The 19,783-nt window shown below is 34.3% G+C and carries 24 protein-coding genes; 7 read left to right on the forward strand and 17 right to left on the reverse strand.

All coding sequences use genetic code 11. The annotated features are described in order from the left end of the window. Nucleotides 1-22: 22 nt before the first annotated feature. From MUA60_RS14165 to MUA60_RS14180, 4 genes are read right to left on the reverse strand one after another with little or no spacing between them, the layout of a single operon-like run. On the reverse strand, nucleotides 23-1,501 hold the full coding sequence (locus MUA60_RS14165) for an APC family permease (protein WP_262648823.1): 1,479 nt from the start codon (nucleotides 1,499-1,501) through the stop codon (nucleotides 23-25). Between the two features lie 52 nt (nucleotides 1,502-1,553). Beyond that, nucleotides 1,554-1,916, reverse strand: a complete 363-nt coding sequence (locus MUA60_RS14170; RefSeq protein WP_025904893.1) for a DUF423 domain-containing protein — start codon at nucleotides 1,914-1,916, stop codon at nucleotides 1,554-1,556. Nucleotides 1,917-1,936: 20 nt separating this feature from the next. Next, nucleotides 1,937-2,272 carry a DUF5327 family protein gene (locus MUA60_RS14175; RefSeq protein ID WP_107565237.1) on the reverse strand — a complete coding sequence of 112 codons (336 nt, stop codon included), beginning with the start codon at nucleotides 2,270-2,272 and terminating at the stop codon, nucleotides 1,937-1,939. Next, a complete protein-coding gene (locus MUA60_RS14180; protein WP_204171096.1) occupies nucleotides 2,272-2,928 on the reverse strand; it encodes a uracil-DNA glycosylase in 657 nt (218 codons plus the stop codon). The genes MUA60_RS14175 and MUA60_RS14180 overlap by 1 nt, the downstream gene beginning before the upstream one ends. Nucleotides 2,929-3,042: 114 nt before the next feature. Between MUA60_RS14180 and thiD the strand changes: the two genes are divergently transcribed. Further along, nucleotides 3,043-3,873: a bifunctional hydroxymethylpyrimidine kinase/phosphomethylpyrimidine kinase gene (gene thiD / locus MUA60_RS14185; RefSeq protein WP_262648829.1), complete on the forward strand. Its 831-nt coding sequence runs from the start codon at nucleotides 3,043-3,045 to the stop codon at nucleotides 3,871-3,873. Between the two features lie 678 nt (nucleotides 3,874-4,551). Here thiD and MUA60_RS14190 read toward each other — a convergent pair. The 4 genes from MUA60_RS14190 to MUA60_RS14205 all read right to left on the reverse strand — a co-directional run bounded on the left by MUA60_RS14190 (nucleotide 4,552) and on the right by MUA60_RS14205 (nucleotide 7,957). Beyond that, nucleotides 4,552-4,890 carry a hypothetical protein gene (locus MUA60_RS14190; protein WP_228065195.1) on the reverse strand — a complete coding sequence of 113 codons (339 nt, stop codon included), beginning with the start codon at nucleotides 4,888-4,890 and terminating at the stop codon, nucleotides 4,552-4,554. Nucleotides 4,891-4,994: 104 nt separating this feature from the next. Further along, nucleotides 4,995-5,735 carry a glucosamine-6-phosphate deaminase gene (gene nagB / locus MUA60_RS14195; protein WP_262648830.1) on the reverse strand — a complete coding sequence of 247 codons (741 nt, stop codon included), beginning with the start codon at nucleotides 5,733-5,735 and terminating at the stop codon, nucleotides 4,995-4,997. Nucleotides 5,736-5,737: 2 nt separating this feature from the next. Continuing rightward, the gene (locus MUA60_RS14200; RefSeq protein WP_025904887.1) at nucleotides 5,738-6,406 is read right to left on the reverse strand and encodes an N-acetylmannosamine-6-phosphate 2-epimerase; all 669 of its coding nucleotides are present in this window, start codon (nucleotides 6,404-6,406) and stop codon (nucleotides 5,738-5,740) included. 15 nt (nucleotides 6,407-6,421) lie between these two features. Then, on the reverse strand, nucleotides 6,422-7,957 hold the full coding sequence (locus tag MUA60_RS14205) for a PTS transporter subunit EIIC (protein ID WP_107572786.1): 1,536 nt from the start codon (nucleotides 7,955-7,957) through the stop codon (nucleotides 6,422-6,424). Between the two features lie 125 nt (nucleotides 7,958-8,082). On the opposite strand from MUA60_RS14205, the gene MUA60_RS14210 reads away from it, so the two are divergent. The 4 genes from MUA60_RS14210 to folE2 all read left to right on the forward strand — a co-directional run bounded on the left by MUA60_RS14210 (nucleotide 8,083) and on the right by folE2 (nucleotide 10,904). Next, nucleotides 8,083-8,889: a MurR/RpiR family transcriptional regulator gene (locus MUA60_RS14210; RefSeq protein WP_262648833.1), complete on the forward strand. Its 807-nt coding sequence runs from the start codon at nucleotides 8,083-8,085 to the stop codon at nucleotides 8,887-8,889. Between the two features lie 77 nt (nucleotides 8,890-8,966). After that, nucleotides 8,967-9,326 carry a YojF family protein gene (locus MUA60_RS14215; protein WP_262648834.1) on the forward strand — a complete coding sequence of 120 codons (360 nt, stop codon included), beginning with the start codon at nucleotides 8,967-8,969 and terminating at the stop codon, nucleotides 9,324-9,326. A 12-nt stretch (nucleotides 9,327-9,338) separates the two neighbouring features. After that, nucleotides 9,339-10,007: a bacillithiol biosynthesis deacetylase BshB2 gene (bshB2, locus tag MUA60_RS14220; RefSeq protein ID WP_025904883.1), complete on the forward strand. Its 669-nt coding sequence runs from the start codon at nucleotides 9,339-9,341 to the stop codon at nucleotides 10,005-10,007. 18 nt (nucleotides 10,008-10,025) lie between these two features. Then, entirely contained in the window at nucleotides 10,026-10,904 is an 879-nt protein-coding gene (gene folE2, locus MUA60_RS14225; protein WP_262648836.1) for a GTP cyclohydrolase FolE2, read from the forward strand. A 68-nt stretch (nucleotides 10,905-10,972) separates the two neighbouring features. On the opposite strand, the gene MUA60_RS14230 is transcribed toward folE2, so the two are convergent. The 5 genes from MUA60_RS14230 to tadA form a co-directional block, all read right to left on the reverse strand. Further along, nucleotides 10,973-11,116 carry a hypothetical protein gene (locus MUA60_RS14230; RefSeq protein WP_262648837.1) on the reverse strand — a complete coding sequence of 48 codons (144 nt, stop codon included), beginning with the start codon at nucleotides 11,114-11,116 and terminating at the stop codon, nucleotides 10,973-10,975. A gap of 30 nt (nucleotides 11,117-11,146) precedes the next feature. Beyond that, complete coding sequence (locus MUA60_RS14235) at nucleotides 11,147-11,380, reverse strand: hypothetical protein (protein ID WP_262648838.1); 234 nt, start codon at nucleotides 11,378-11,380, stop codon at nucleotides 11,147-11,149. Nucleotides 11,381-11,772: 392 nt separating this feature from the next. Continuing rightward, complete coding sequence (locus tag MUA60_RS14240; RefSeq protein WP_262648839.1) at nucleotides 11,773-12,351, reverse strand: NADPH-dependent FMN reductase; 579 nt, start codon at nucleotides 12,349-12,351, stop codon at nucleotides 11,773-11,775. A gap of 104 nt (nucleotides 12,352-12,455) precedes the next feature. Then, nucleotides 12,456-13,325, reverse strand: coding sequence for a Cof-type HAD-IIB family hydrolase (locus tag MUA60_RS14245; protein WP_107576865.1), 870 nt, complete (start codon nucleotides 13,323-13,325; stop codon nucleotides 12,456-12,458). 59 nt (nucleotides 13,326-13,384) lie between these two features. After that, nucleotides 13,385-13,852: a tRNA adenosine(34) deaminase TadA gene (gene tadA, locus MUA60_RS14250; protein WP_262650633.1), complete on the reverse strand. Its 468-nt coding sequence runs from the start codon at nucleotides 13,850-13,852 to the stop codon at nucleotides 13,385-13,387. A gap of 83 nt (nucleotides 13,853-13,935) precedes the next feature. Here tadA and MUA60_RS14255 point away from each other — a divergent pair, with 83 nt between their 5' ends. After that, on the forward strand, nucleotides 13,936-14,550 hold the full coding sequence (locus MUA60_RS14255; RefSeq protein WP_204255789.1) for a deoxynucleoside kinase: 615 nt from the start codon (nucleotides 13,936-13,938) through the stop codon (nucleotides 14,548-14,550). After that, a complete protein-coding gene (locus MUA60_RS14260; RefSeq protein ID WP_262648841.1) occupies nucleotides 14,540-15,208 on the forward strand; it encodes a deoxynucleoside kinase in 669 nt (222 codons plus the stop codon). Before MUA60_RS14255 ends, MUA60_RS14260 begins: the two co-directional genes overlap by 11 nt. A gap of 49 nt (nucleotides 15,209-15,257) precedes the next feature. On the opposite strand, the gene MUA60_RS14265 is transcribed toward MUA60_RS14260, so the two are convergent. The 4 genes from MUA60_RS14265 to MUA60_RS14280 all read right to left on the reverse strand — a co-directional run bounded on the left by MUA60_RS14265 (nucleotide 15,258) and on the right by MUA60_RS14280 (nucleotide 19,699). Further along, nucleotides 15,258-15,968 carry an HAD family hydrolase gene (locus MUA60_RS14265; protein ID WP_262648842.1) on the reverse strand — a complete coding sequence of 237 codons (711 nt, stop codon included), beginning with the start codon at nucleotides 15,966-15,968 and terminating at the stop codon, nucleotides 15,258-15,260. Between the two features lie 69 nt (nucleotides 15,969-16,037). After that, a complete protein-coding gene (locus MUA60_RS14270; RefSeq protein WP_262648844.1) occupies nucleotides 16,038-17,132 on the reverse strand; it encodes a branched-chain amino acid aminotransferase in 1,095 nt (364 codons plus the stop codon). 106 nt (nucleotides 17,133-17,238) lie between these two features. Continuing rightward, nucleotides 17,239-18,201, reverse strand: coding sequence for an L-threonine 3-dehydrogenase (locus MUA60_RS14275; protein WP_262648845.1), 963 nt, complete (start codon nucleotides 18,199-18,201; stop codon nucleotides 17,239-17,241). Between the two features lie 310 nt (nucleotides 18,202-18,511). Continuing rightward, on the reverse strand, nucleotides 18,512-19,699 hold the full coding sequence (locus tag MUA60_RS14280; protein WP_262648846.1) for a glycine C-acetyltransferase: 1,188 nt from the start codon (nucleotides 19,697-19,699) through the stop codon (nucleotides 18,512-18,514). Between the last annotated feature and the right edge of the window lie 84 nt (nucleotides 19,700-19,783).

Consider the following 19,783-nt stretch of genomic DNA (forward strand, 5'->3'; position numbering starts at 1 on the left):
TCTAATATTTTTAAAAATTTTTTTATTTTTTCACTTCTGTTTTGGCTTCTAGGTCTATCATTTCATCTTTTGTCTTATCTAATACTAAATAGTTTAGCTCGTCGTTCGTCATTTTCTTAAGTGATGGGTATCTTATCATAAAGAATACAATACCTAGCACTAACCAAATGAACAACGCGATATAAGATGGTAATGATAAACTTGCTGGTGATCCTGGGATAAGTAATAATCCTAAGAATATACCAGCGATAATTGCGCCGATAATCGCAAATGTTTTGTATTTTGGATGATACATCATGCTTCGTTTATCGTATGAAAATAGTTTGAATGCTGATAAACATGTTATGAAATAAGCGATTGAAACACCTGTTGATGACATATCTACAATCCATGTTAATGCTGTTCTACCTAACCATGGTGCAGCGAGTGCCATTACTAATATAAATATAATACTTACATACGGTGTATTATATTTTGGGTGTAACTTTTTAAAGACGCTTGGCATAACAGATGCTCTACCCATAGAGAATAACAATCTACTTGAACTCATAAAGAATCCGTTCAATCCTGTGAATATCCCCATCATAATTGCGACAACTAATACTGCTAACCCAACAAACGAGAATGCTTCTTGAACGACTGAACCTGTCACCCATAAATCTCCACCTACAGATGAGGCATCTTTAAACAGCCAACTTGTTAAAAGTATCATCATCACATACGTAAGCGCTGAAGCAATTAAACTAAATACGATTAACTTGAACGTCTTACTTGGTGAGAAGTTAAATTCTTCTGCCGTTTGCGGAATATTATCAAAGCCTACATATGCCCATGGTGCAACTGCCAGAATTACAACAATTGAGGCAAGCCAACCCATGTCATTATTGACAACAGGCTTAAGATTTGAGAATGAAAAATCATGCGTGAAAAATGATCCTGCAAATAAAAGTATAACAACAACTGCTAATACCACACAGAATATATATTGCAAACTTCCTGAAAAACTAGAACCTTTTATACTTATCCAAGCAAATATTAACAATATAAGTGAAGATAGTATAATTTCAGTTATGTACACATCCCAACCTGCTACTGTATATAATTTACCTTGTTCCAAAAAGCCCGGCATAATAAATTTAAAAAGCAAACTAAATGCGGAGGCGTTTAAAGCAACGATACAAATATATCCAAAAGTTAAAAACCATGATGAGAAGAATGATACATATTTACCGAATCCTAAGTATCCGAATGCAAAAGCACCACCTGTTACTGGGAACTTTTCAACTAATGCACCGTAACTAACGGCAATAACAATCATCAATAATGCCCCGATAAATATACCGATTGAAGCGCCTAATGGTCCAGCCTGACTAATCCAGTCACCTGGTAGGATAAATGCACCCCAACCTATACTTGAGCCGTAAGCAATGGCCCATACAAATTTTTCTGATAAGTTCTGATCTAAATTTCCTCTTGATAAATCTTTCTTTTTCCTAGCCATACATGTTCCACCCTTATTTTTTTAAATTTCGTGAAACGTAATTAACCTTTAATTAAATTTTCCAAACAGCAATTACGAGTAATAACCAACTTGCTATAAATAATACGCCACCAATTGGTGTAATAGCGCCAAGTATTTTAATTTGTGTTACAGCAAGTATATATAATGAACCACTAAAGAATACTATGCCAAATGTCATCAACCATCCAGCTACGTTTAAACTGATAGATGTTGTACCCGAAATAATACCAATTAAAATTAAACCGAGTGCATGATACATTTGGTATGTTGTTGCTTTACCCCATATATCTAAGTATTTAGCCGATAATTTATTTTCTAAACCATGTGCACCAAATGCACCTGCTGCTACAGCGATCATTGCATTAATTGCACCTATTATAATAAATAATTTCATTTGTTATCTCCTTTTCTTATTTAAAAATCAAATATTGAATCTCCATTACCTATACCATCATCTGTTGTTAATTGATTTTCTGTTTTATTTACAGATGGTTCGTTACGCACTTTACCACCCATTTTTCTAATTTCTTCATCTGAAATTTGTGGTTTAGCTTTTGGTGTTGGTTTAGGTGTTGAAGAAATATTTTGTTCTACTTTAATATCGTGCGTTAAATCGTCTTCTTTATCTACCAATCCACTTAACGTATGAATGGCATGCATGTGGCGATTAAAGACTTCATTTGTTGAAGCATTGTCAGCAGCAACGAGTTCTTCTTCTATTGCAGCAATTAATTGTGATCTACTTATCATTAAATGTCACCTCCACACCAATTAATGGGTTCTTTGCCACTCGCAATAAGATATTCATTCGTCTTACTAAATGGTTTAGACCCAAAGAATCCTCTATAAGCAGATAATGGACTTGGATGTACAGATTGTATAATATGATGGCGCTCTGTATCAATAAGCTTGATCTTAGATTGTGCAGGTTTACCCCAAAGTATAAACACAACATCTTCTAATTCACTGGAAACATGTTTAATAATTTCATCCGTGAATATTTCCCAGCCAATATTTTTATGTGAATGTGCTTGATGTGCTTCTACTGTTAAGACGGTGTTTAAAAGTAATACACCTTCCTTAGCCCAATCTTGCAAGTGAGGTGTCGTTCTCTTGCAACCAATATCGTCTTCTAATTCTTTATAAATATTTCTTAATGAAGGTGGGAATTTTGCGTCTGGTTGTACTGAAAAAGCTAAGCCATGCGCTTGATTCGGACCATGATAAGGATCTTGCCCGAGAATAACCACTTTCACACTTTCTAAAGGTGTTAAATCAAAAGCTTGATAAATATTTTCTCTATCAGGATAAATCGTCTTACTTTTATATGCTTCTTCTAAAAATGACTCCATTTCAGAAAAATCATGTTCGGATTTTATTTTATGAAATATTTGTTGCCAATCCATATTATTCACCTCAATAAAAATAATAACATAGCACTCAAGAAAAGGTCATAACTATTTTTTACAATTAAAAAACGTGATATGATAAAATATATGAATTATTGGGAGGAATCATCAATGGCATTAAAAAAAGTCTTAACAATAGCAGGATCAGACACAAGTGCTGGAGCTGGAATGCAAGCAGATTTAAAGACATTCCAAGAGCATGACACATATGGAATGGTTGCATTAACAGCAGTCGTTACAATGGACCCACAAACATGGTCACACGACGTAACACCATTACCTCTTGATTTACTAGATAAACAATTAAACACAGCTATTTCAATCGGACCAGATGCAATTAAAACAGGTATGCTTGGTTCTGAAGAAATTATTAAACGTGCACGTCAAACATATGACGAAGCAGACGCTGAAATTTTCGTAGTTGACCCTGTAATGGTATGTAAAGGTGAAGACGAAGTACTTAACCCGGGAAATACTGATGCAATGATTAAAGAACTATTACCAAAAGCAACTGTCGTTACACCAAATTTATTTGAAGCAGGTCAACTTTCAGGTTTAGGTAAACTAACTTCAATTGATGATATGAAAAAAGCAGCAGAAAAAATCCACGAACTTGGTGCACAATATGTTGTCATTAAAGGTGGAAAAGCTTTAGAATCAGATAAAGCTTACGACTTATATTATGACGGACAAAAGCACGTCCTATTATCAACAGATAAATTCCAATCAAGTTATAACCATGGTGCAGGTTGTACATTCGCAGCAGCAACAACAGCTAACTTAGCAAATGCCGAATCACCAGAAGATGCGATTATACATGCAAAAGCATTCGTAGCATCAGCTATTAAAAACGGTTGGAAAATGAACGACTTCGTAGGTCCAGTAGATCACGGCGCTTCAAACCGTATCGAAAAAATAGAAGTATATACTGAAGAAGTATAAATAAAAAGCTGTACGCGTGTGCGTACAGCTTTATAATGTCGACAAGGTCTTAGACTTTGTTGGCATTTTTTTGTGGGGATGCTGGGAAGTGGTACTTATAGGGGTAACGGGAGGGTATCGACGGCTCTTGTGAACACTTCTGACTAAACTTGTTCATAACGAGGCTGTTAGTTACAAAACTACTGCGAAGTGTTACTATGGACCGCCTTAGTTACAAAAGTCGGCCGAAGTGTTACTATAGACCGCCTTAGTTACAAAACTTGGCCAAAGTGTTACTATAGACAGCCTTAGTTACAAAACTTGGCCGAAGTGTTACTATGGACGGCCATAGTTACAAAACTTGGCCGAAGTGTTACTATGGACAGCCTTAGTTACAAAACTTGGCCGAAGTGTTACTATAGACCGCCTTAGTTACAAAACTCGTAACAACTGTAAACATGGCACTCACTATTTGCACTTCTCATCAAAACTGCTAATAACGACACCACTATTTGCACCTTCAACCAAAACTGCTAATAATGACACCACTATTTGCACTTCTATCCAAAACTGCTTTTAACGATAAGAGTCCACCACATGAAATTCTCATAACCAACGCCCAAATATAAACAAAAGCCGAGACAACGTTTCTTGTCTCGGCTTCATTCATTACGATACGCACATGCGTACAACTCTTTATTATGATTTCATGATACTAAATTCCGCTGTGACTTTTGCCACTTCTTTGCGGTTCTTAAATAATGTCATTTGATATTGATAAAATGCATTATCTCCCTCTTTAGTTTCATTTAAACATTCTAATTCTGCGATGTAATTTTCTAATGTCATAATACGTTCTGTCTGTTCAAACTCACTTTTAATTTGTTTAAGTTTTGTATCATTTCTCATAAATGGCTTAAAACTATTAAACTCTCGAAGTACGCTTAATAAGTATTGAACTGGTACTTCTTCATAATACTGATATCCCATTATATTACAATAATCTAAAACCGCTTCATCGTTAAATGAAATGCGCATTGTTTCCAATAATTCCACCCGCCATTTCTTGAGGCTAATCTCAGTTGTAATTGTACTTTAAAGAGTATCATCATTCAAGTGAATTTTTACTATAACTTATTACTCTAAATGTCGTCTTCTCCACTTAAATACGCATTATTATCTAGTACAACTTCTACATTAGGATGATTATACAAAACAGATGCTGGTAAGTCTGTTGTAATGTCACCTGTTAATAATCGTTTAATCGCTTCTGCTTTCTTCGGTCCATAAGCTAATAGAATTATACGTTTAGCTTTCATAATAGATTGAATCCCCATAGAAATGGCTTGTTCTGGCACTTCTTCAATCGTTTCAAAATATCTGCTATTCGCTTCTATTGTAGACTCCGTTAAATCAACAATACTTGTCACACTATCAAACGGAGTGCCTGGTTCATTGAAACCAATATGTCCATTTTCTCCAATACCAAGTATTTGAACATCTATTGGTCCTTCTTGATCTAATAAAGCTTCATAACGTTTTGTTTCTGCTTCTAAATCTTCTGCCGAACCGTTTGGTAAATGTATACGCGATTCGTTCCAAGATGGTAAATGATTAAAGAGTACATCATGCATATATGTGTAGTAACTTTCTGGATGATCATAATCGATACCAATATATTCATCTAAATTAAATGTCGTGATTTCACTCAAATCAATTTCATTAATTCTAATCAAGTTCACAAGTTGTTCGTATACACGAACCATCGTTCCACCAGTTGCCAATCCAAGCACACTTTTTTTATTTGAAATAATTTGCTTTAATAACTCATTCGCAACATAGTGGCATGCTTCCTCTTTAGATCCTAAATTCATGATTTGCATAATTATCCCTCTATTTCTTTTATAAATCTTTTCGCTATTTCTAAAGGTCTCGTAATAGCACCGCCAACGACTGTACAATGTACACCTAAATCTGTTACGCGTTTAAACATTTCAGGTGTAATCACGTTTCCTTCTGCGATTACTTTTGCGTTAACATTGTCTAATACATCTTTTAAAAATTGAAAATCATTTTCGTACAATACATGACCTTTTGTATATTCTGTATAACCTCTTAAAGTTGTACCAACATAGTCGAATCCTAATTTATCCGCCTGAATAGCTTCTTCTAAATCAGAAACATCTGCCATAATTTCAACGTTTGGTGCATGCTCTCTAATATATGACACAAGTTCTTCAAGTGACTCTTTAGGTCTTTCTTGTTTCGTCGCATCTAACGCAATAACTTCACAACCACTTTCAATTAATTCATCGACTTCTTTTGAAGTTGCTGTGATAAATACTTTTGAACCTTCATAATCACGTTTTACTATTCCGATTACCGGTAAATCAACTTCTTCTTTAATAGCGATAATATCTTCTTTCGTATTCGCTCTAATACCTTTAGCACCTGCTTGAGATGCAGCTAACGCCATCTTACTCATAATAAAAGATGAATGTAATGGTTCATCCGGTAAAGCCTGACATGACACGATTAATCCTTGTGGTAACATTTATAAAAACACTCCTTATTGATTTTCTAACGCTTCTTCTACTTCATTTTTTATAGTCGTAACATGCGGACCATAAATGATTTGAATACCTGTTCCTTTTTTGACGATACCTCTTGATTCTGTCGTCTTAATGAGATCTTCGTTGAACAAATGCTCATCATTAATCGTTACACGTAATCTTGTTGCGCAACAATCGACTGTATCTATGTTTTCTTTTCCACCTAAACCTTTAATGATTGTTTCGGCACGTTCACTTGCTTCAACAGTTTGAACCGCTTCACTATCTTCACGTCCTGGTGTCTTAAAGTTAAATTTCGTAATTAAAAATCTAAAAGTCACATAGTATAAAAAGAACCAAACTATACCGATAGGAATGACTAATAAATAGTTCGTCTTACTATTCCCTTGTAACACACCGAAGAGGATATAATCAATGAATCCGCCACTAAAGGTTTGACCGACAGTGATGTTAAATATGTCAGCCATCATAAATGCTAAACCATCAAAGATTGCATGGATAACATATAATACTGGTGCTATGAATAAGAAACTAAATTCAAGTGGTTCAGTAATACCTGTTAAGAATGATGTTAATGCTGCGGAAAGCATTAAGCCACCTACTACTTTTTTCTTCTCTGGTTTAGCTGTGTGGTAAATTGCTAAAGCTGCACCAAGCAATCCGAACATCATTGTAATAAATCGACCAGACATGTATCTTGAAATACCTGAATAATAATGTGTTAAATCTGCATCTCCTAATTGTGCGAAGAAGATATTTTGAGTCCCTTGTATAATTTTCCCGTTGATTTCCATCGTACCACCGAGTGCAGTTTGCCAGAATGGTAAGTAGAATATATGATGTAAGCCAAATGGCCCAAGCATACGTAATATAAATCCATAAATAAACGTCCCGATGACACCTGTTTTATTAACAAGACCACCCGCATTGAATATCCAACCTTGAATCGTTGGCCAAACAAAGAACAAAATAACACCTAATACGATTGACGCTATTGACGTTACAATCGGTACGAATCTCGATCCACCAAAGAACCCTAAGAACGGTGGCAATGTGATTTTGTTATATTTATTGTGTAGCATGGCAGTCATAATACCGACGATAATCCCACCGAACACACCTGTTTCGACAGTTTGAATACCTAGTACCATACCTTGTCCTGCTTTAGCTAATGCTTCTGGTGCTGCAACATTATCCGTAATCGTTAATAATGCGTTCATCGTCGCATTCATAATTAAGAATCCTAACATTGCTGCTAAACCTGCTGTACCTTTATCACTTCTTGCTAAGCCTATCGCAACCCCGATTGCGAATAATACTGGTAAATTCGCAAAAACGATATTCCCCGCTGATGACATTAAAATAAATATATACTGTAATAAATCTACGTCTAAAATCGGATATGCTTTAATTGTGTTTGGATTACTTAAAGCACCACCGATACCTAATAACAACCCTGCTGCAGGTAAAATTGCTATGGGTAACATAAATGATTTCCCGAATTGCTGTGCTTTATCGAAAATTTTGCTCATTCGAACACCTACCTCCCTATTCACCCTAAATATAACACCATGAAAATTATAGTCAACGTTATTATTTGTTTTGAAAAATATTTTCAATTATAATGTTATTTATTCTATAAATTGAGGTGTCCTTCATGAATTTTGAAAATCGTATTCAACAATTTTCATACCTTTTCACAAAATCTGATAAAAAGATTGCTAAATTTATACTCGATCATCCAGTTGGCGATCATTTTTCAACAATTACTTCTTTAGCTTATGCAATTGGTGTATCTACTTCTAGCATTACAAGATTTAGTCATAAATTGAACTATCAACATTTTCAAGATATGAAGTTTAATATTCAACAAACTTATGAGAAGACGGATATTCAAAACGTTCCGCTCATTAAAAGAATCCATGAATATCATCAAACCCTTATACAACAAACAGGCGAATTTATATCTAATGATAAAATTAATCAACTGATTGATATTTTATCCAATAGTCGACAAACGCTTTTTGCAGGTTTAGGGAGTTCTGGTTTAACGGCAACTGAGTTCTATTATCGAACGATGAGGATGGGCATAGCTGGAAGTTCTGTAACTGATGCGCATCAAATGAAAATTGGGGCTTCGCTATTAAATAGAAATGATGCGTTAATTTCATTTTCTAATAGTGGTAAGACAGAAGAACTGATTAATGCTGCGAAAATTGCGAAATCTCAAGGGGCTACTGTTATTGCGATTACAAACTATGCTGGCAGTGAACTGACTGCTTATTCTGACATTGTCATCATGACGATTGATCAAACGAGAGTGAATGATAAACAATTCATTAACACACAAATATCAGCACATTTCTTGATTGATGTTGTCAGTTATATGTTGTTAGAGCGACAAGATAATATGAATCTTTATCAGCATACGAGAAATGTCATACTTCAAGACAATAAATCATAACTTGTGAGCAGAATGTATATAAATTTACTCAAGAATTTAGTAGAATAGTAAAGTATATACTATGAGGAGTGAAAGGCATGGAATTAATTCAAGAAGATCAAGTACAATCACTAATATCGGAATATGAAAATAAGCCAGTTTATCTCCATGTAGAAACAACAAATGGTGCTTATGCAAACCATTTTGATAGCAAAGTATTTAATGCTGGTACATTTTTAAGAAATATTCAAGTTACTTTTACACACGCACTTTTAACGGGCGGTAATAAAGAGCCTTATCGTGTTGGTTTAAAATTAGACAACAACGGTTGGGTTTATGTTCAAGGATTAACACATTATGAAGTAACTGAAAATAACGAACTATTAATAGCGGGACTAAATTATGAAGGACAACTTGCTGCAACATTAGAAATTAGTAGCAATCCTTTCAAGGATTAAGAGGTGAATACAATGAATGACGAAAGACAAGTATTAGTTATTTTTCCACATCCAGACGACGAAGCATTTGGAACTTCTGGTACATTAAGTAAGTTCGTGGACAACGGTACACCAGTAACATACGCATGTTTAACGTTAGGACAGATGGGCCGTAACCTAGGTAACCCACCTTTTGCTACACGTGAATCTTTACCATTTATAAGAGAACGTGAATTAGATGCAGCAGCTGAAGCGATTGGTATCACGGATTTAAGAAAAATGGGCTATAGAGACAAAACAATCGAATTTGAACCTAAAGATGAATTAGATAATATGGTAAAATCATTAATAGATGAACTTAACCCATCATTGATTATTTCATTCTATCCTGGTTATTCCGTTCACCCTGACCATGAAGCAACTGCAGAATCAGTTGTAAGAACAGTCAGTCGTATGGAAGCATCAGCAAGACCTAAATTACACCTTGTGGCATTTAGTAATGACACATACAGCGATTTAGGAGAACCGGATATTAATATAGATATTACTGGATACGAAGAACGCAAGATGAAGGTCCTTCAAGCTCATGCGTCTCAAACAGGTCCAATGTTACAAAACCTTGCTTCAAATACTCAAGAAGGTGAAGCGGCTAAAGATATGTGGATGAAAACAGAACATTTCTGGACATATCATATTGAATAGATAGTGGAGGCAATGTGAATGACACAATTAGATTTATCAACACGTGAAGCGCGCTGGAAATATTTCGGTTCAGTTGATCCTATTAAAGGTACGAAGCCAACTGAAAAAGAAAAGATGCCTGATTTACAAAGCTCTAAGAAAGATTTCCTGTTCGAAATTGAACATGTTGGTATCAAGAACTTAATTTACCCTGTAAGAATTGATGATTTTCAAACAGTTGGAAACTTCGAATTTTCAACTAGTTTAAATCAAGACGAAAAAGGTATTAATATGAGCCGTATTATCGAAAGTGTTGAAAAACATTATGATAACGGTGTAAAACTAGATTTCGATCATCTAACAACATTATTAAATACTCTACAAACTGCAATGATTCAAAATACTGCATCAGTAGATGTAACAGCAAAATGGTTCTTTAACCGCTTTAGCCCAGTTACAAACCAAAAGGCAGTCGGTCATGCAGATATTAGATATATCTTATCCGTTTCAGAAGATAAAATAACAAAGAAATCTTTAGGTATAGAAGTACCTGTAACAACGTTATGCCCATGTTCTAAAGAAATTAGTGAATACTCGGCTCATAATCAGCGTGGTATCATCACAGTCCTAATTGATTTGGATCCAGAAGTAAGCCTACCAGATAACTACAAAGATATTGTATTAGACGGTATGGAGGCTAACGCAAGTTCAATGTTATACCCAATCTTGAAACGAACTGACGAAAAAGCTGTAACAGAAAGAGCATATGTGAATCCAAGATTTGTAGAAGATTTAATTAGATTAGTAGCAGCTGATTTAGTAGAATTAGAATGGATTCAAGGATTCGAGATAGAATGCCGAAACGAAGAATCTATACATCAACACGACGCATTCGCAAGATTAAAATATACTAAGTAATTTAAATAGAGAACGGACCGACGTAGAACAGTCGGTCCGTTTTTTTTGAGTTGTGGATACGGAGAGCGCTATTGGTTGATTTTCATGAAAGCAGTACAGCCATACTTATCTAATGACAGCAACTCATTCTTTTCATAAAAATTGATAGTCTTCTCTGATGTATCCGTCATTAATACAACTTGTCTGATATGATTAAATCGTTCTTTAATCATATTTATAAGTTTGCTACCTATTCCGTTACCTTAATAATCAGGATCTATAAGAATATCTTGTACATATGCAATTGAATGGTCATCACTAATACCTCTAGTCAATCCAACTAATTGATCATTATCCCATACAGTTACAAAGTAACATGCATTTTTTAATAGCACAGTCATATCTTCATGATTCTTTACATACACATCCCAACCGACACTTAAATATAACTTTTGTAAATCCTCATTGCTAGGTATTCTCTTTATTGAATATTCCATAGTAATACCTCCTATTATTGCTTAATCATCAAGTTATCAAAAGTACTTATTATTATATTAAGGTAATTATACATTATTATGGTGGGGTGTGATGTTGTACGGGGTGGTCGTCTCGTTTTTCGGGTCGATAAATTTTTTTATCGGCCTGCAAATCTCGTTTTCGGGTCGATAAATTTTTTTATCGGCCTGATAATCCTGTTTTCGGGTCGATAAATTTTTTTATCGGCCTGCAAATCCCGTTTTCGGGTCGATATTTTTTTTTATCGGCCTGTAAATCTCATTTCTGGAGCGTTAATTTTCCGTATCGGTCCATATTTCCCACTCCCATCCCGACATTTCCACCATTCTCTATAAAGAAAAGAGCAACAGCCTAAGCTGTTGCTCTCCTCTTATTATGAATTTACTTCTTCTGTTTCAATCCATGGGTTATTTTGTATTAATTTTGTGATTTGTTCTGTAAATAATTTAACGCGTAATTTAATATCATCTACATCTACATAATATGTGCCGTCTTCTGTTTTACCATAGTCTGCATCTTGTGTTGAGATTTGAACTGGCACTGCGATACCTAATAAGTTTCTCATAATAATACGTAAATGTGATAATGGTTCTGTACTGCGCATACCACCACTGTTACATATTAAGCCAACAGGTTTCATTTTAAATTGATCCATCGTTAAATGATCTAATGCATTTTTCAGTATACCTGAATATGAACCGTGATAATTTGGTGTACCAATAATAATTGCATCGGCTTCTTCAGCTTTCTCACGTAATTCATTTACATTATCTTTAACACGTTCGTCATTTAAATGCTTGCCTGATACATCTAAAAACGGTATTGGTTTATCATATAAATCAAACAATGTTACTTCTGCACCTTGTTCTTCTATATTACCTCGAACAAATTGTGCTAGTGCATGTGTATGTGAATATTGTTTTGCGCTACCTACAATAAGTAATACTTTCAATGTTGTCACCTCAAAATTTTAATGATTATCATTACCGACCATTATAACATACAAAAAAACTATGAATTTAAATTTATAGAAAAATCATTTTTTTGGACGATGTTTTAGCGGTCATAATCTTTGAGTGCATGTATAATCGCTTTACCTACACCACTGTGTTCATTAGTGTCTGTAACATAATCTGCTATCTCTTTAACTTCGGGTGCACCATTTTCCATGGCAACTGCATATCCTGCTTTTTCTAACATAGAAACGTCATTTAAATTATCACCAATTGCCATTACATCTGACATCGGGATGTTTAATTGATTTGCGATTTCTTCTAAAGCGATACCTTTTTGAGCATCTGAATGTGTAATTTCGATATTCCCTCTTGATGATGAAGATACAGCTAAACTTTTTGATTCAGAAATTTCAGCTTTGGCTCTATCAATTTTAGATAAGTCACTCGCGAATGCTAAAATTTTCAAAATGATTTCGCCTGGTCTATTTTCGATTTCATCGTAGCTATCAACAGTTTTTAAAGTACCGTTGTCAATTCTACTTTGAATGTTGGCACGAATTTTTTTAACATCGGCTTTTTGACCAGCTTTTTCAGCGATATCAACGTAGATTTCTAAATCTTTTTCTGGGTCTTCTGTATATATACCAAAGTTTGTATATACTTGATAATAAATATCTTCTTTATTTAAGACGCCTGTGATTTTGTTGATTAATGGACGTGTTAATTTAGATGTATGAACGATGTTGAATTCTTCATCTCTTACTTCTGCACCATTTAAACAAATATATGGTAATGTTAAATCTGTTTTTTCAATTGGACTGTTTGCTTCATAAAATGCTCTACCTGTAGCTATAACGACAGTTATCCCTTTAGATTGTGCATACTTTATTGCTTCATAATTTTCATTAGAAACTTCATGCGCAGCGTTTAATAAAGTACCATCCATATCTGTTGCGATTAACTTAATCATGAAAGTAACCTCTTTTCTTTATATTCAACATAAATTTTAACAAATAACCGTAATAATCTCTATGAATCTGTATTATTCTGCTTAATTTGTTTTTTTAAAATCCTTTTTTCTTTAAAAAATGTTCGTAACATGTCACCACATTCTTGTTCGAGTATCCCTCTTTCAACTGTAGCTCGATGATTGAAGCGTGTATCTTCTATTAAATTCATTAAGCTACCACTACAACCACCTTTTAAATCTGTCGCGCCGTATACGACACGAGGAATTCTACTCATAACAATAGCGCCTGAACACATCACACAAGGCTCTAACGTAGCATATAATGTTGTCTCTTCAAGACGCCATGAATTAAGATGCTTGGCCGCTTCTTGTATCGCAATCATCTCAGCGTGCGCTACAGGACTTTGATCATGTTCTCTTAAATTATGCCCTCTGCCAATTACTTCATCTTTATAAACAATTATTGCGCCAATCGGTACTTCATCCATTGCCCAAGCCTTTTTTGCTTCTTCAATTGCAAGTTTCATATATTTTTCATGCACGTCACATTTCACTCCGTTTAATTTGTGATAGAATAGGTATGTCTATTTTAACATCTGGATATATATATATGAAAAAAACCTTTATCGCAATCGAAGGACCAATCGGCGTCGGGAAAAGCTCTTTAACTAAAAAGCTTGCTGAAGCGCTCCATTACACTGAAGAATTTGAAATTGTTGATGAGAATCCATATTTAAGTGATTTTTATGACGATATTTCTAAGTGGAGCTTTCAAACCGAAATGTTCTTCTTGTGTCATCGTTACAAACAGTTAACCGATTTAGAAAATATTAATGGCATTGTGAGCGACTATCATATCTTTAAAAATAAGATTTTCGCTAAAAACACATTAAATGAAACTGAATTTGATAAATTTAGTAGAATTTATGATATCTTAACTGAAGATATTCGCATGCCTGACCAAATTATCTTTCTCGATGCATCCCTCGAAGTACTTCAACAACGAATTGCCCATCGAAATAGATCATACGAAACTCAAATTGAAAATGATTATTTAGCTCAACTTAAACGTGACTATAATCAATTTTATGAAGAAGTAAAAAATGAAATTGATGCCATTCAAATCGATACTTCTCAATTAGATTTCGTGAATAACACCGCAGATTATCAACAAGTCTTAAACTTATTACAACCTTTGATTGGAGAGATTATACATGACAAATAAAGTCATACCAAATGATGCTATCATCACAATTGCTGGTACTGTTGGTGTTGGAAAATCATCTTTAACACAAGCACTTAGCGAACGACTAAACTTCAAGACTTCTTTTGAGAAAGTCGATAACAACCCCTATTTAGAAAAATTTTATCACGACTTTGAACGTTGGAGCTTCCATCTACAAATTTACTTTTTAGCAGAACGCTTTAAAGAACAAAAGAGAATGTTCGAATATGGTGGCGGATTTATCCAAGACCGTTCAATATATGAAGACGTTGATATATTTGCTAAAATGCACGAAGAACAAGGCACAATGACTGAAGAAGATTATGCGACGTATAGAGAATTATTTGAAGCAATTGTTATGACACCTTACTTCCCTAAACCAGACGCATTAATCTATTTAGAATGTAACTATAATGATGTTATCCAACGTATCCAAAGACGTGGACGTCAAATGGAAATCGAAACAGATGAAGCATACTGGAAAAAATTATTCTCACGTTACGATAATTGGATTAATAACTTTACAGAATGTCCAGTTGTACGTGTAAATATTAACGACTATGACTTATACGAAGATCCAGATTCCATTAACCATATTATAGATAAAATCGCGCATGTCATTGAAACACACCGTTCAATCGATACACGCGTGAAATAAAAAAATGGCCATAAACATGCTGTTATAAGCATATTTATGGCCATTTATTTTATTTACTCCATTCCGCTTCTTGTGCGTAAAATTCATTAATATCTTGATAAATAAAGTCTGCATCTGATAAATCTTCTTTATTACCCGTACCACTCAGAACGCCAATAACTTTCTTGAAGTGTGCATTCTTACCCATTTGTATGTCTGTTGGTGTATCGCCTATAATTACAATTTCATCTGGTGATGCGTTCCATTTTTCATAAAATGCTTCAACCATTTTTGGATTTGGCTTTTGATAACCGTTAATAGATGCTGTTATTTTTTCATCTATTAAATGACCTACACCTGAATCTTGAATAAACCGATTTGTCCCATCGATATCATCACTTGTTATAATTGCGATTTGGTATGACTTCTCTTTAAATGCTGTTAATGTTTCTATCATTCCTTCTATAACGATGGTTTCTGGTTCGTACTCTGCGATTAAATCTTTGCTTAATTGTACTGTCCAATCTTCAATTTCTTTTGGATTAGCATTTTCAGTGAATTGTGTAAACACACGTACGATATCAGCTAATGTTCCAGATGCTAATATACCACTTGATAGAAATTGTCCATCTACATATCCTAACGCTTCTTGTAATGCTTGTTTGTGCTCTATATGATATTTCTCAACAAAGCGATCAATCATCACAAGCGATATTTCAGACCATGTTTCATCAAACTTAAGTAATGTCCCATCTTTATCAAATAATAACCATTTAATCATCACTTTACTCCTTTAAAAAGAGCCTGCTACAGATACTGTCTCAGACTCTCTTCTTATTATTGAATTTATTTACACAATTTCAATGTGGCTTTCTTGTCCTACAACAACTCTCCAACCATGTTTATCTTCTTTCTTACCTGTTTGGATTGCTGTATATTCATCAAATAACGCTTGAGTAACCGGACCAATTTCATTATTATTAATTGTAATTTCAGCTTCTTCGTATTTTAGGAATCCTACTGGAGAAATAACTGCTGCAGTTCCTGTTCCGAAAATTTCTGTTAAACGACCGTCATGATGAGCATTTATAATATCATCAATAGATAATCGTTTCTCTTCAGTTTCATAACCTAACTCTCTAGCAAGTTCGAGAACTGTTTTACGTGTAATACCTCGTAAAATGCTACCATTCAACTCAGGTGTTACAACTTTACCATCGATGACGAAGAATATATTCATACTTCCGACTTCTTCGATGTATTTTTGTTCAACGCCGTCTAACCATAATACTTGATCAAATCCAAGTTCATTAGCACGTGTTTGCGCGATTAAACTTGCTGCGTAGTTACCACCACATTTAGCAAATCCAACGCCACCTCTTACAGCACGTACATATTCATCTTCAACATATATACTTGTTGGTTTCATTTGATCATCACCGTAATAAGCGCCTACTGGAGAAAGTATTACTAAAAATTCGTAGTCCGTAGAAGAACGTACACCTAAGTATGGTTCAGTTGCATATACAAATGGTCTAACATATAAAGATTGACCTTCTCCACTTGGAATCCAATCGCGCTCTAAATCAATAAGTTGAATTAAACCGTTCAACACTTTTTCTTCATCGATTTGAGGCATTTCAAGTCTTTTTAGAGATAAATTAATTCGCTTGAAATTTTGGTCAGGTCTGAATAACGTAACTTCATCACCATCTTTATATGCTTTCATTCCTTCGAACACTGTTTGTCCATAATGGAGACCTTGTGCACTTGGTGACAACGTAATCGGCCCATATGGAATTATTTTAGGCTCTGACCAGCCTTCACCCTGTTTATATGACATAGATAGCATATAATCAGTAAAGATTTCGCCAAAGACCAAATTTGAAAAATCCGGTTTCTCTTTAAGCTGTTCACGCTTTTCTACGTAAAATGTTTCTGTCATAATGATTCCTCCTAGGCTAATTAATAATTAATGTTATCAAGTATATCAGTCATAGAGGCGTTATTCAATGAATTTTTGGAAAATTTAAAAAATATACACAATAAAATTAGTGTTTAGCTAAATTATCTTTTTCTTCAATGGCTTTAAGCATTAATGCAGTCATTTTTTCTAAATCATAAGTTGGTGAGAAGTCCCACTCTTCTTTCGCACAAGTTGAATCAATAGAATTTGGCCAGCTATCAGCAATTGCTTGTCTTTCTGGATCCACATCATAACCTAATTCGAAATCAGGCATATGTTTTTGGATAGCAGCTTTAATTGTTTCAGGATCAACACTCATTGCTCTCACATTGTATGCATTACGGTTAATTAATCGTGAACTATCCGCTTCCATTAATTTAATGATTGCATCAATAGCATCATCCATGAACATCATATCCATAAATGTACCTTTATCAATATAGCTATTGTATCTTCCTTCTCTGATAGCTTTGAAATAAATTTCCACTGCATAATCAGTTGTACCGCCACCTGGTTCTTTAACGTAAGAGATTAACCCAGGAAATCTCATACTTCTAGTATCTACGCCAAATTTCGTGTAGTAATAGTCACATAATAATTCCCCAGCTACTTTGTTTACACCATACATTGAAATTGGTCTTTGAATTGTAACTTGTGGTGTCATATCTTTAGGTGTATTTGGTCCAAACGCACCGATTGAACTTGGTGTGAAGAATTGCATATCGAATTCACGTGCTATTTCAAGTGCATTTACTAATCCGCCCATATTTAAATTCCAAGCAAATAGTGGATTCTTTTCAGCAGTTGCAGAAAGTAATGCCGCCATATGCATTAAAGTATCTGCATTGAAGTTTTCAACTAATTCATGAAATCTTTCTTGATCTGTAACATCTAAAATTTCAAATGGTCCATTATTTATTTCGCTGTCACTTTCTGGTTCTCTAATATCAGTCGCTAATACATTTTCATTACCATATTTATTTCTTAACTTTATAACTAATTCTGTCCCTATTTGTCCTAACGCCCCAGTGATTATTATCTTTTTCATTTTAAATCCTCCTGTATTGTTGAAATGTTCATTTGTACGCTCGATAAAGACAAAAGAGCTTTCTCCAATGATATTTTACAATATTTTTACCGTTTTGTATACTTCAGAAGTACAAAAGAATGATAAATAAAGTTACCTAATACAAAAAAAACAATCGTATTGTAATACATAAAGTCGAGAATAAAATGTTAGTTACGGTACGTTGCGTTACAAAAGTATGGAATTTTGTTACTAACTATCTCCTCAATCGTTATAAATTAAAAGCGCATGGGACTTATACATTTGTCCCATGCGCTTGATGAAATATTAATTATAGTAATCCTAATTCTTTACCGATTTTTTCATAAATATCAATTGCTTGATCTAATTGTTCTTTAGTGTGAGCAGCTGTTGGCATGTTTCTTACACGGCCAGTACCTCTTGGAACTGTTGGGAATACGATTGCTTTCGCATATACACCTTCGTCCATTAATCTCTTACTAAATGTTTGAGCTTTTTTCTCTTCACCGATAATTACAGGTGTAATTGGTGTTTCTGAATGACCAATATCGAAGCCTTTTGCTTTTAAGCCTTCTTTTAAGTAATTAGCGTTATCCCATAATTTATCATGTAATTCTGTAGAAGCCATTAATTTTTTAACTGATTCTGTAATAGCTTTAGTGTCTCCAGGTGCTAATGAAGTTGAGAATAAGAATGGTCTTGAAGCAACTTTTAACCAGTCGATTAAATCTTTAGTACCAGCTACATAACCACCTACAACACCAATTGCTTTTGATAGTGTTCCGATTTGGAAATCAATTTTGTCTTGAAGTCCGAAATGTTTAACTGTTCCTGCGCCTTTACCCATTACACCAGAACCATGCGCGTCATCAACATATGTGATTAAACCAAATTCTTCAGCAATTTCTACAATTTCAGGTAATTTTGCTACATCTCCATCCATTGAGAATACGCCATCTGTAATGTACATAACTTTATTATATTGACCTGATTCAACCGCTTCTTTAGCTTTCGCTCTTAAATCATCCATATCTGAGTGATTAACACGAATAATTTTTGCTTTAGATAAACGACAACCATCAATAATTGAAGCATGGTTTAATTCATCAGATAAGATTGCATCATTTTTATTCATAACAGCTGAAATAGCAGCCATGTTACAGTTAAAGCCTGATTGGTATGCAATTGCACTTTCAGTACCTTTGAACTGAGCTAAAGTTTCTTCAATTTCTCTATGCAAGTCTAATGTACCGTTAATTGTACGTACTGCCCCCGCACCTACACCGTGAGAATCTATCGCATCTTTAGCAGCTTTCTTTAAATCTTCATCTGTTGCTAATCCAAGATAGTTATTTGAAGATAAGTTAATGTAATTTTTACCTCCAATTGTAATCTCAGCACCATTTGCACCTTCAACGACATCAATCTCGTTATATAGGCCATTGTCTTTTAATTCATTTAAATTTGTTTGTAAGAATGAATCTAATGTTTGTACCATTTAAACCTTCTCCTTTAGCACTTTTTCTCAATCATAACACATCAAAATCAAAGAATTAAGCGTTATCATCTTAAATTGAATTGT

Origin of the sequence: Mammaliicoccus sciuri (assembly GCF_025561425.1) — a bacterium.
Taxonomy (GTDB): domain Bacteria; phylum Bacillota; class Bacilli; order Staphylococcales; family Staphylococcaceae; genus Mammaliicoccus; species Mammaliicoccus sciuri_A.

Coding starts and splice junctions, on each gene's coding strand:
- MUA60_RS14165 (WP_262648823.1), bottom strand. CDS start 1,501: ATGGCTAGGAAAAAGAAAGATTTATCAAGAGGAAATTTAGATCAGAAC.
- MUA60_RS14170 (WP_025904893.1), bottom strand. CDS start 1,916: ATGAAATTATTTATTATAATAGGTGCAATTAATGCAATGATCGCTGTA.
- MUA60_RS14175 (WP_107565237.1), bottom strand. CDS start 2,272: ATGATAAGTAGATCACAATTAATTGCTGCAATAGAAGAAGAACTCGTT.
- MUA60_RS14180 (WP_204171096.1), bottom strand. CDS start 2,928: ATGGATTGGCAACAAATATTTCATAAAATAAAATCCGAACATGATTTT.
- thiD (WP_262648829.1), top strand. CDS start 3,043: ATGGCATTAAAAAAAGTCTTAACAATAGCAGGATCAGACACAAGTGCT.
- MUA60_RS14190 (WP_228065195.1), bottom strand. CDS start 4,890: ATGCGCATTTCATTTAACGATGAAGCGGTTTTAGATTATTGTAATATA.
- nagB (WP_262648830.1), bottom strand. CDS start 5,735: ATGCAAATCATGAATTTAGGATCTAAAGAGGAAGCATGCCACTATGTT.
- MUA60_RS14200 (WP_025904887.1), bottom strand. CDS start 6,406: ATGTTACCACAAGGATTAATCGTGTCATGTCAGGCTTTACCGGATGAA.
- MUA60_RS14205 (WP_107572786.1), bottom strand. CDS start 7,957: ATGAGCAAAATTTTCGATAAAGCACAGCAATTCGGGAAATCATTTATG.
- MUA60_RS14210 (WP_262648833.1), top strand. CDS start 8,083: ATGAATTTTGAAAATCGTATTCAACAATTTTCATACCTTTTCACAAAA.
- MUA60_RS14215 (WP_262648834.1), top strand. CDS start 8,967: ATGGAATTAATTCAAGAAGATCAAGTACAATCACTAATATCGGAATAT.
- bshB2 (WP_025904883.1), top strand. CDS start 9,339: ATGAATGACGAAAGACAAGTATTAGTTATTTTTCCACATCCAGACGAC.
- folE2 (WP_262648836.1), top strand. CDS start 10,026: ATGACACAATTAGATTTATCAACACGTGAAGCGCGCTGGAAATATTTC.
- MUA60_RS14230 (WP_262648837.1), bottom strand. CDS start 11,116: ATGATTAAAGAACGATTTAATCATATCAGACAAGTTGTATTAATGACG.
- MUA60_RS14235 (WP_262648838.1), bottom strand. CDS start 11,380: ATGGAATATTCAATAAAGAGAATACCTAGCAATGAGGATTTACAAAAG.
- MUA60_RS14245 (WP_107576865.1), bottom strand. CDS start 13,325: ATGATTAAGTTAATCGCAACAGATATGGATGGTACTTTATTAAACGCT.
- tadA (WP_262650633.1), bottom strand. CDS start 13,852: ATGAAACTTGCAATTGAAGAAGCAAAAAAGGCTTGGGCAATGGATGAA.
- MUA60_RS14255 (WP_204255789.1), top strand. CDS start 13,936: ATGAAAAAAACCTTTATCGCAATCGAAGGACCAATCGGCGTCGGGAAA.
- MUA60_RS14260 (WP_262648841.1), top strand. CDS start 14,540: ATGACAAATAAAGTCATACCAAATGATGCTATCATCACAATTGCTGGT.
- MUA60_RS14265 (WP_262648842.1), bottom strand. CDS start 15,968: ATGATTAAATGGTTATTATTTGATAAAGATGGGACATTACTTAAGTTT.
- MUA60_RS14270 (WP_262648844.1), bottom strand. CDS start 17,132: ATGACAGAAACATTTTACGTAGAAAAGCGTGAACAGCTTAAAGAGAAA.
- MUA60_RS14275 (WP_262648845.1), bottom strand. CDS start 18,201: ATGAAAAAGATAATAATCACTGGGGCGTTAGGACAAATAGGGACAGAA.
- MUA60_RS14280 (WP_262648846.1), bottom strand. CDS start 19,699: ATGGTACAAACATTAGATTCATTCTTACAAACAAATTTAAATGAATTA.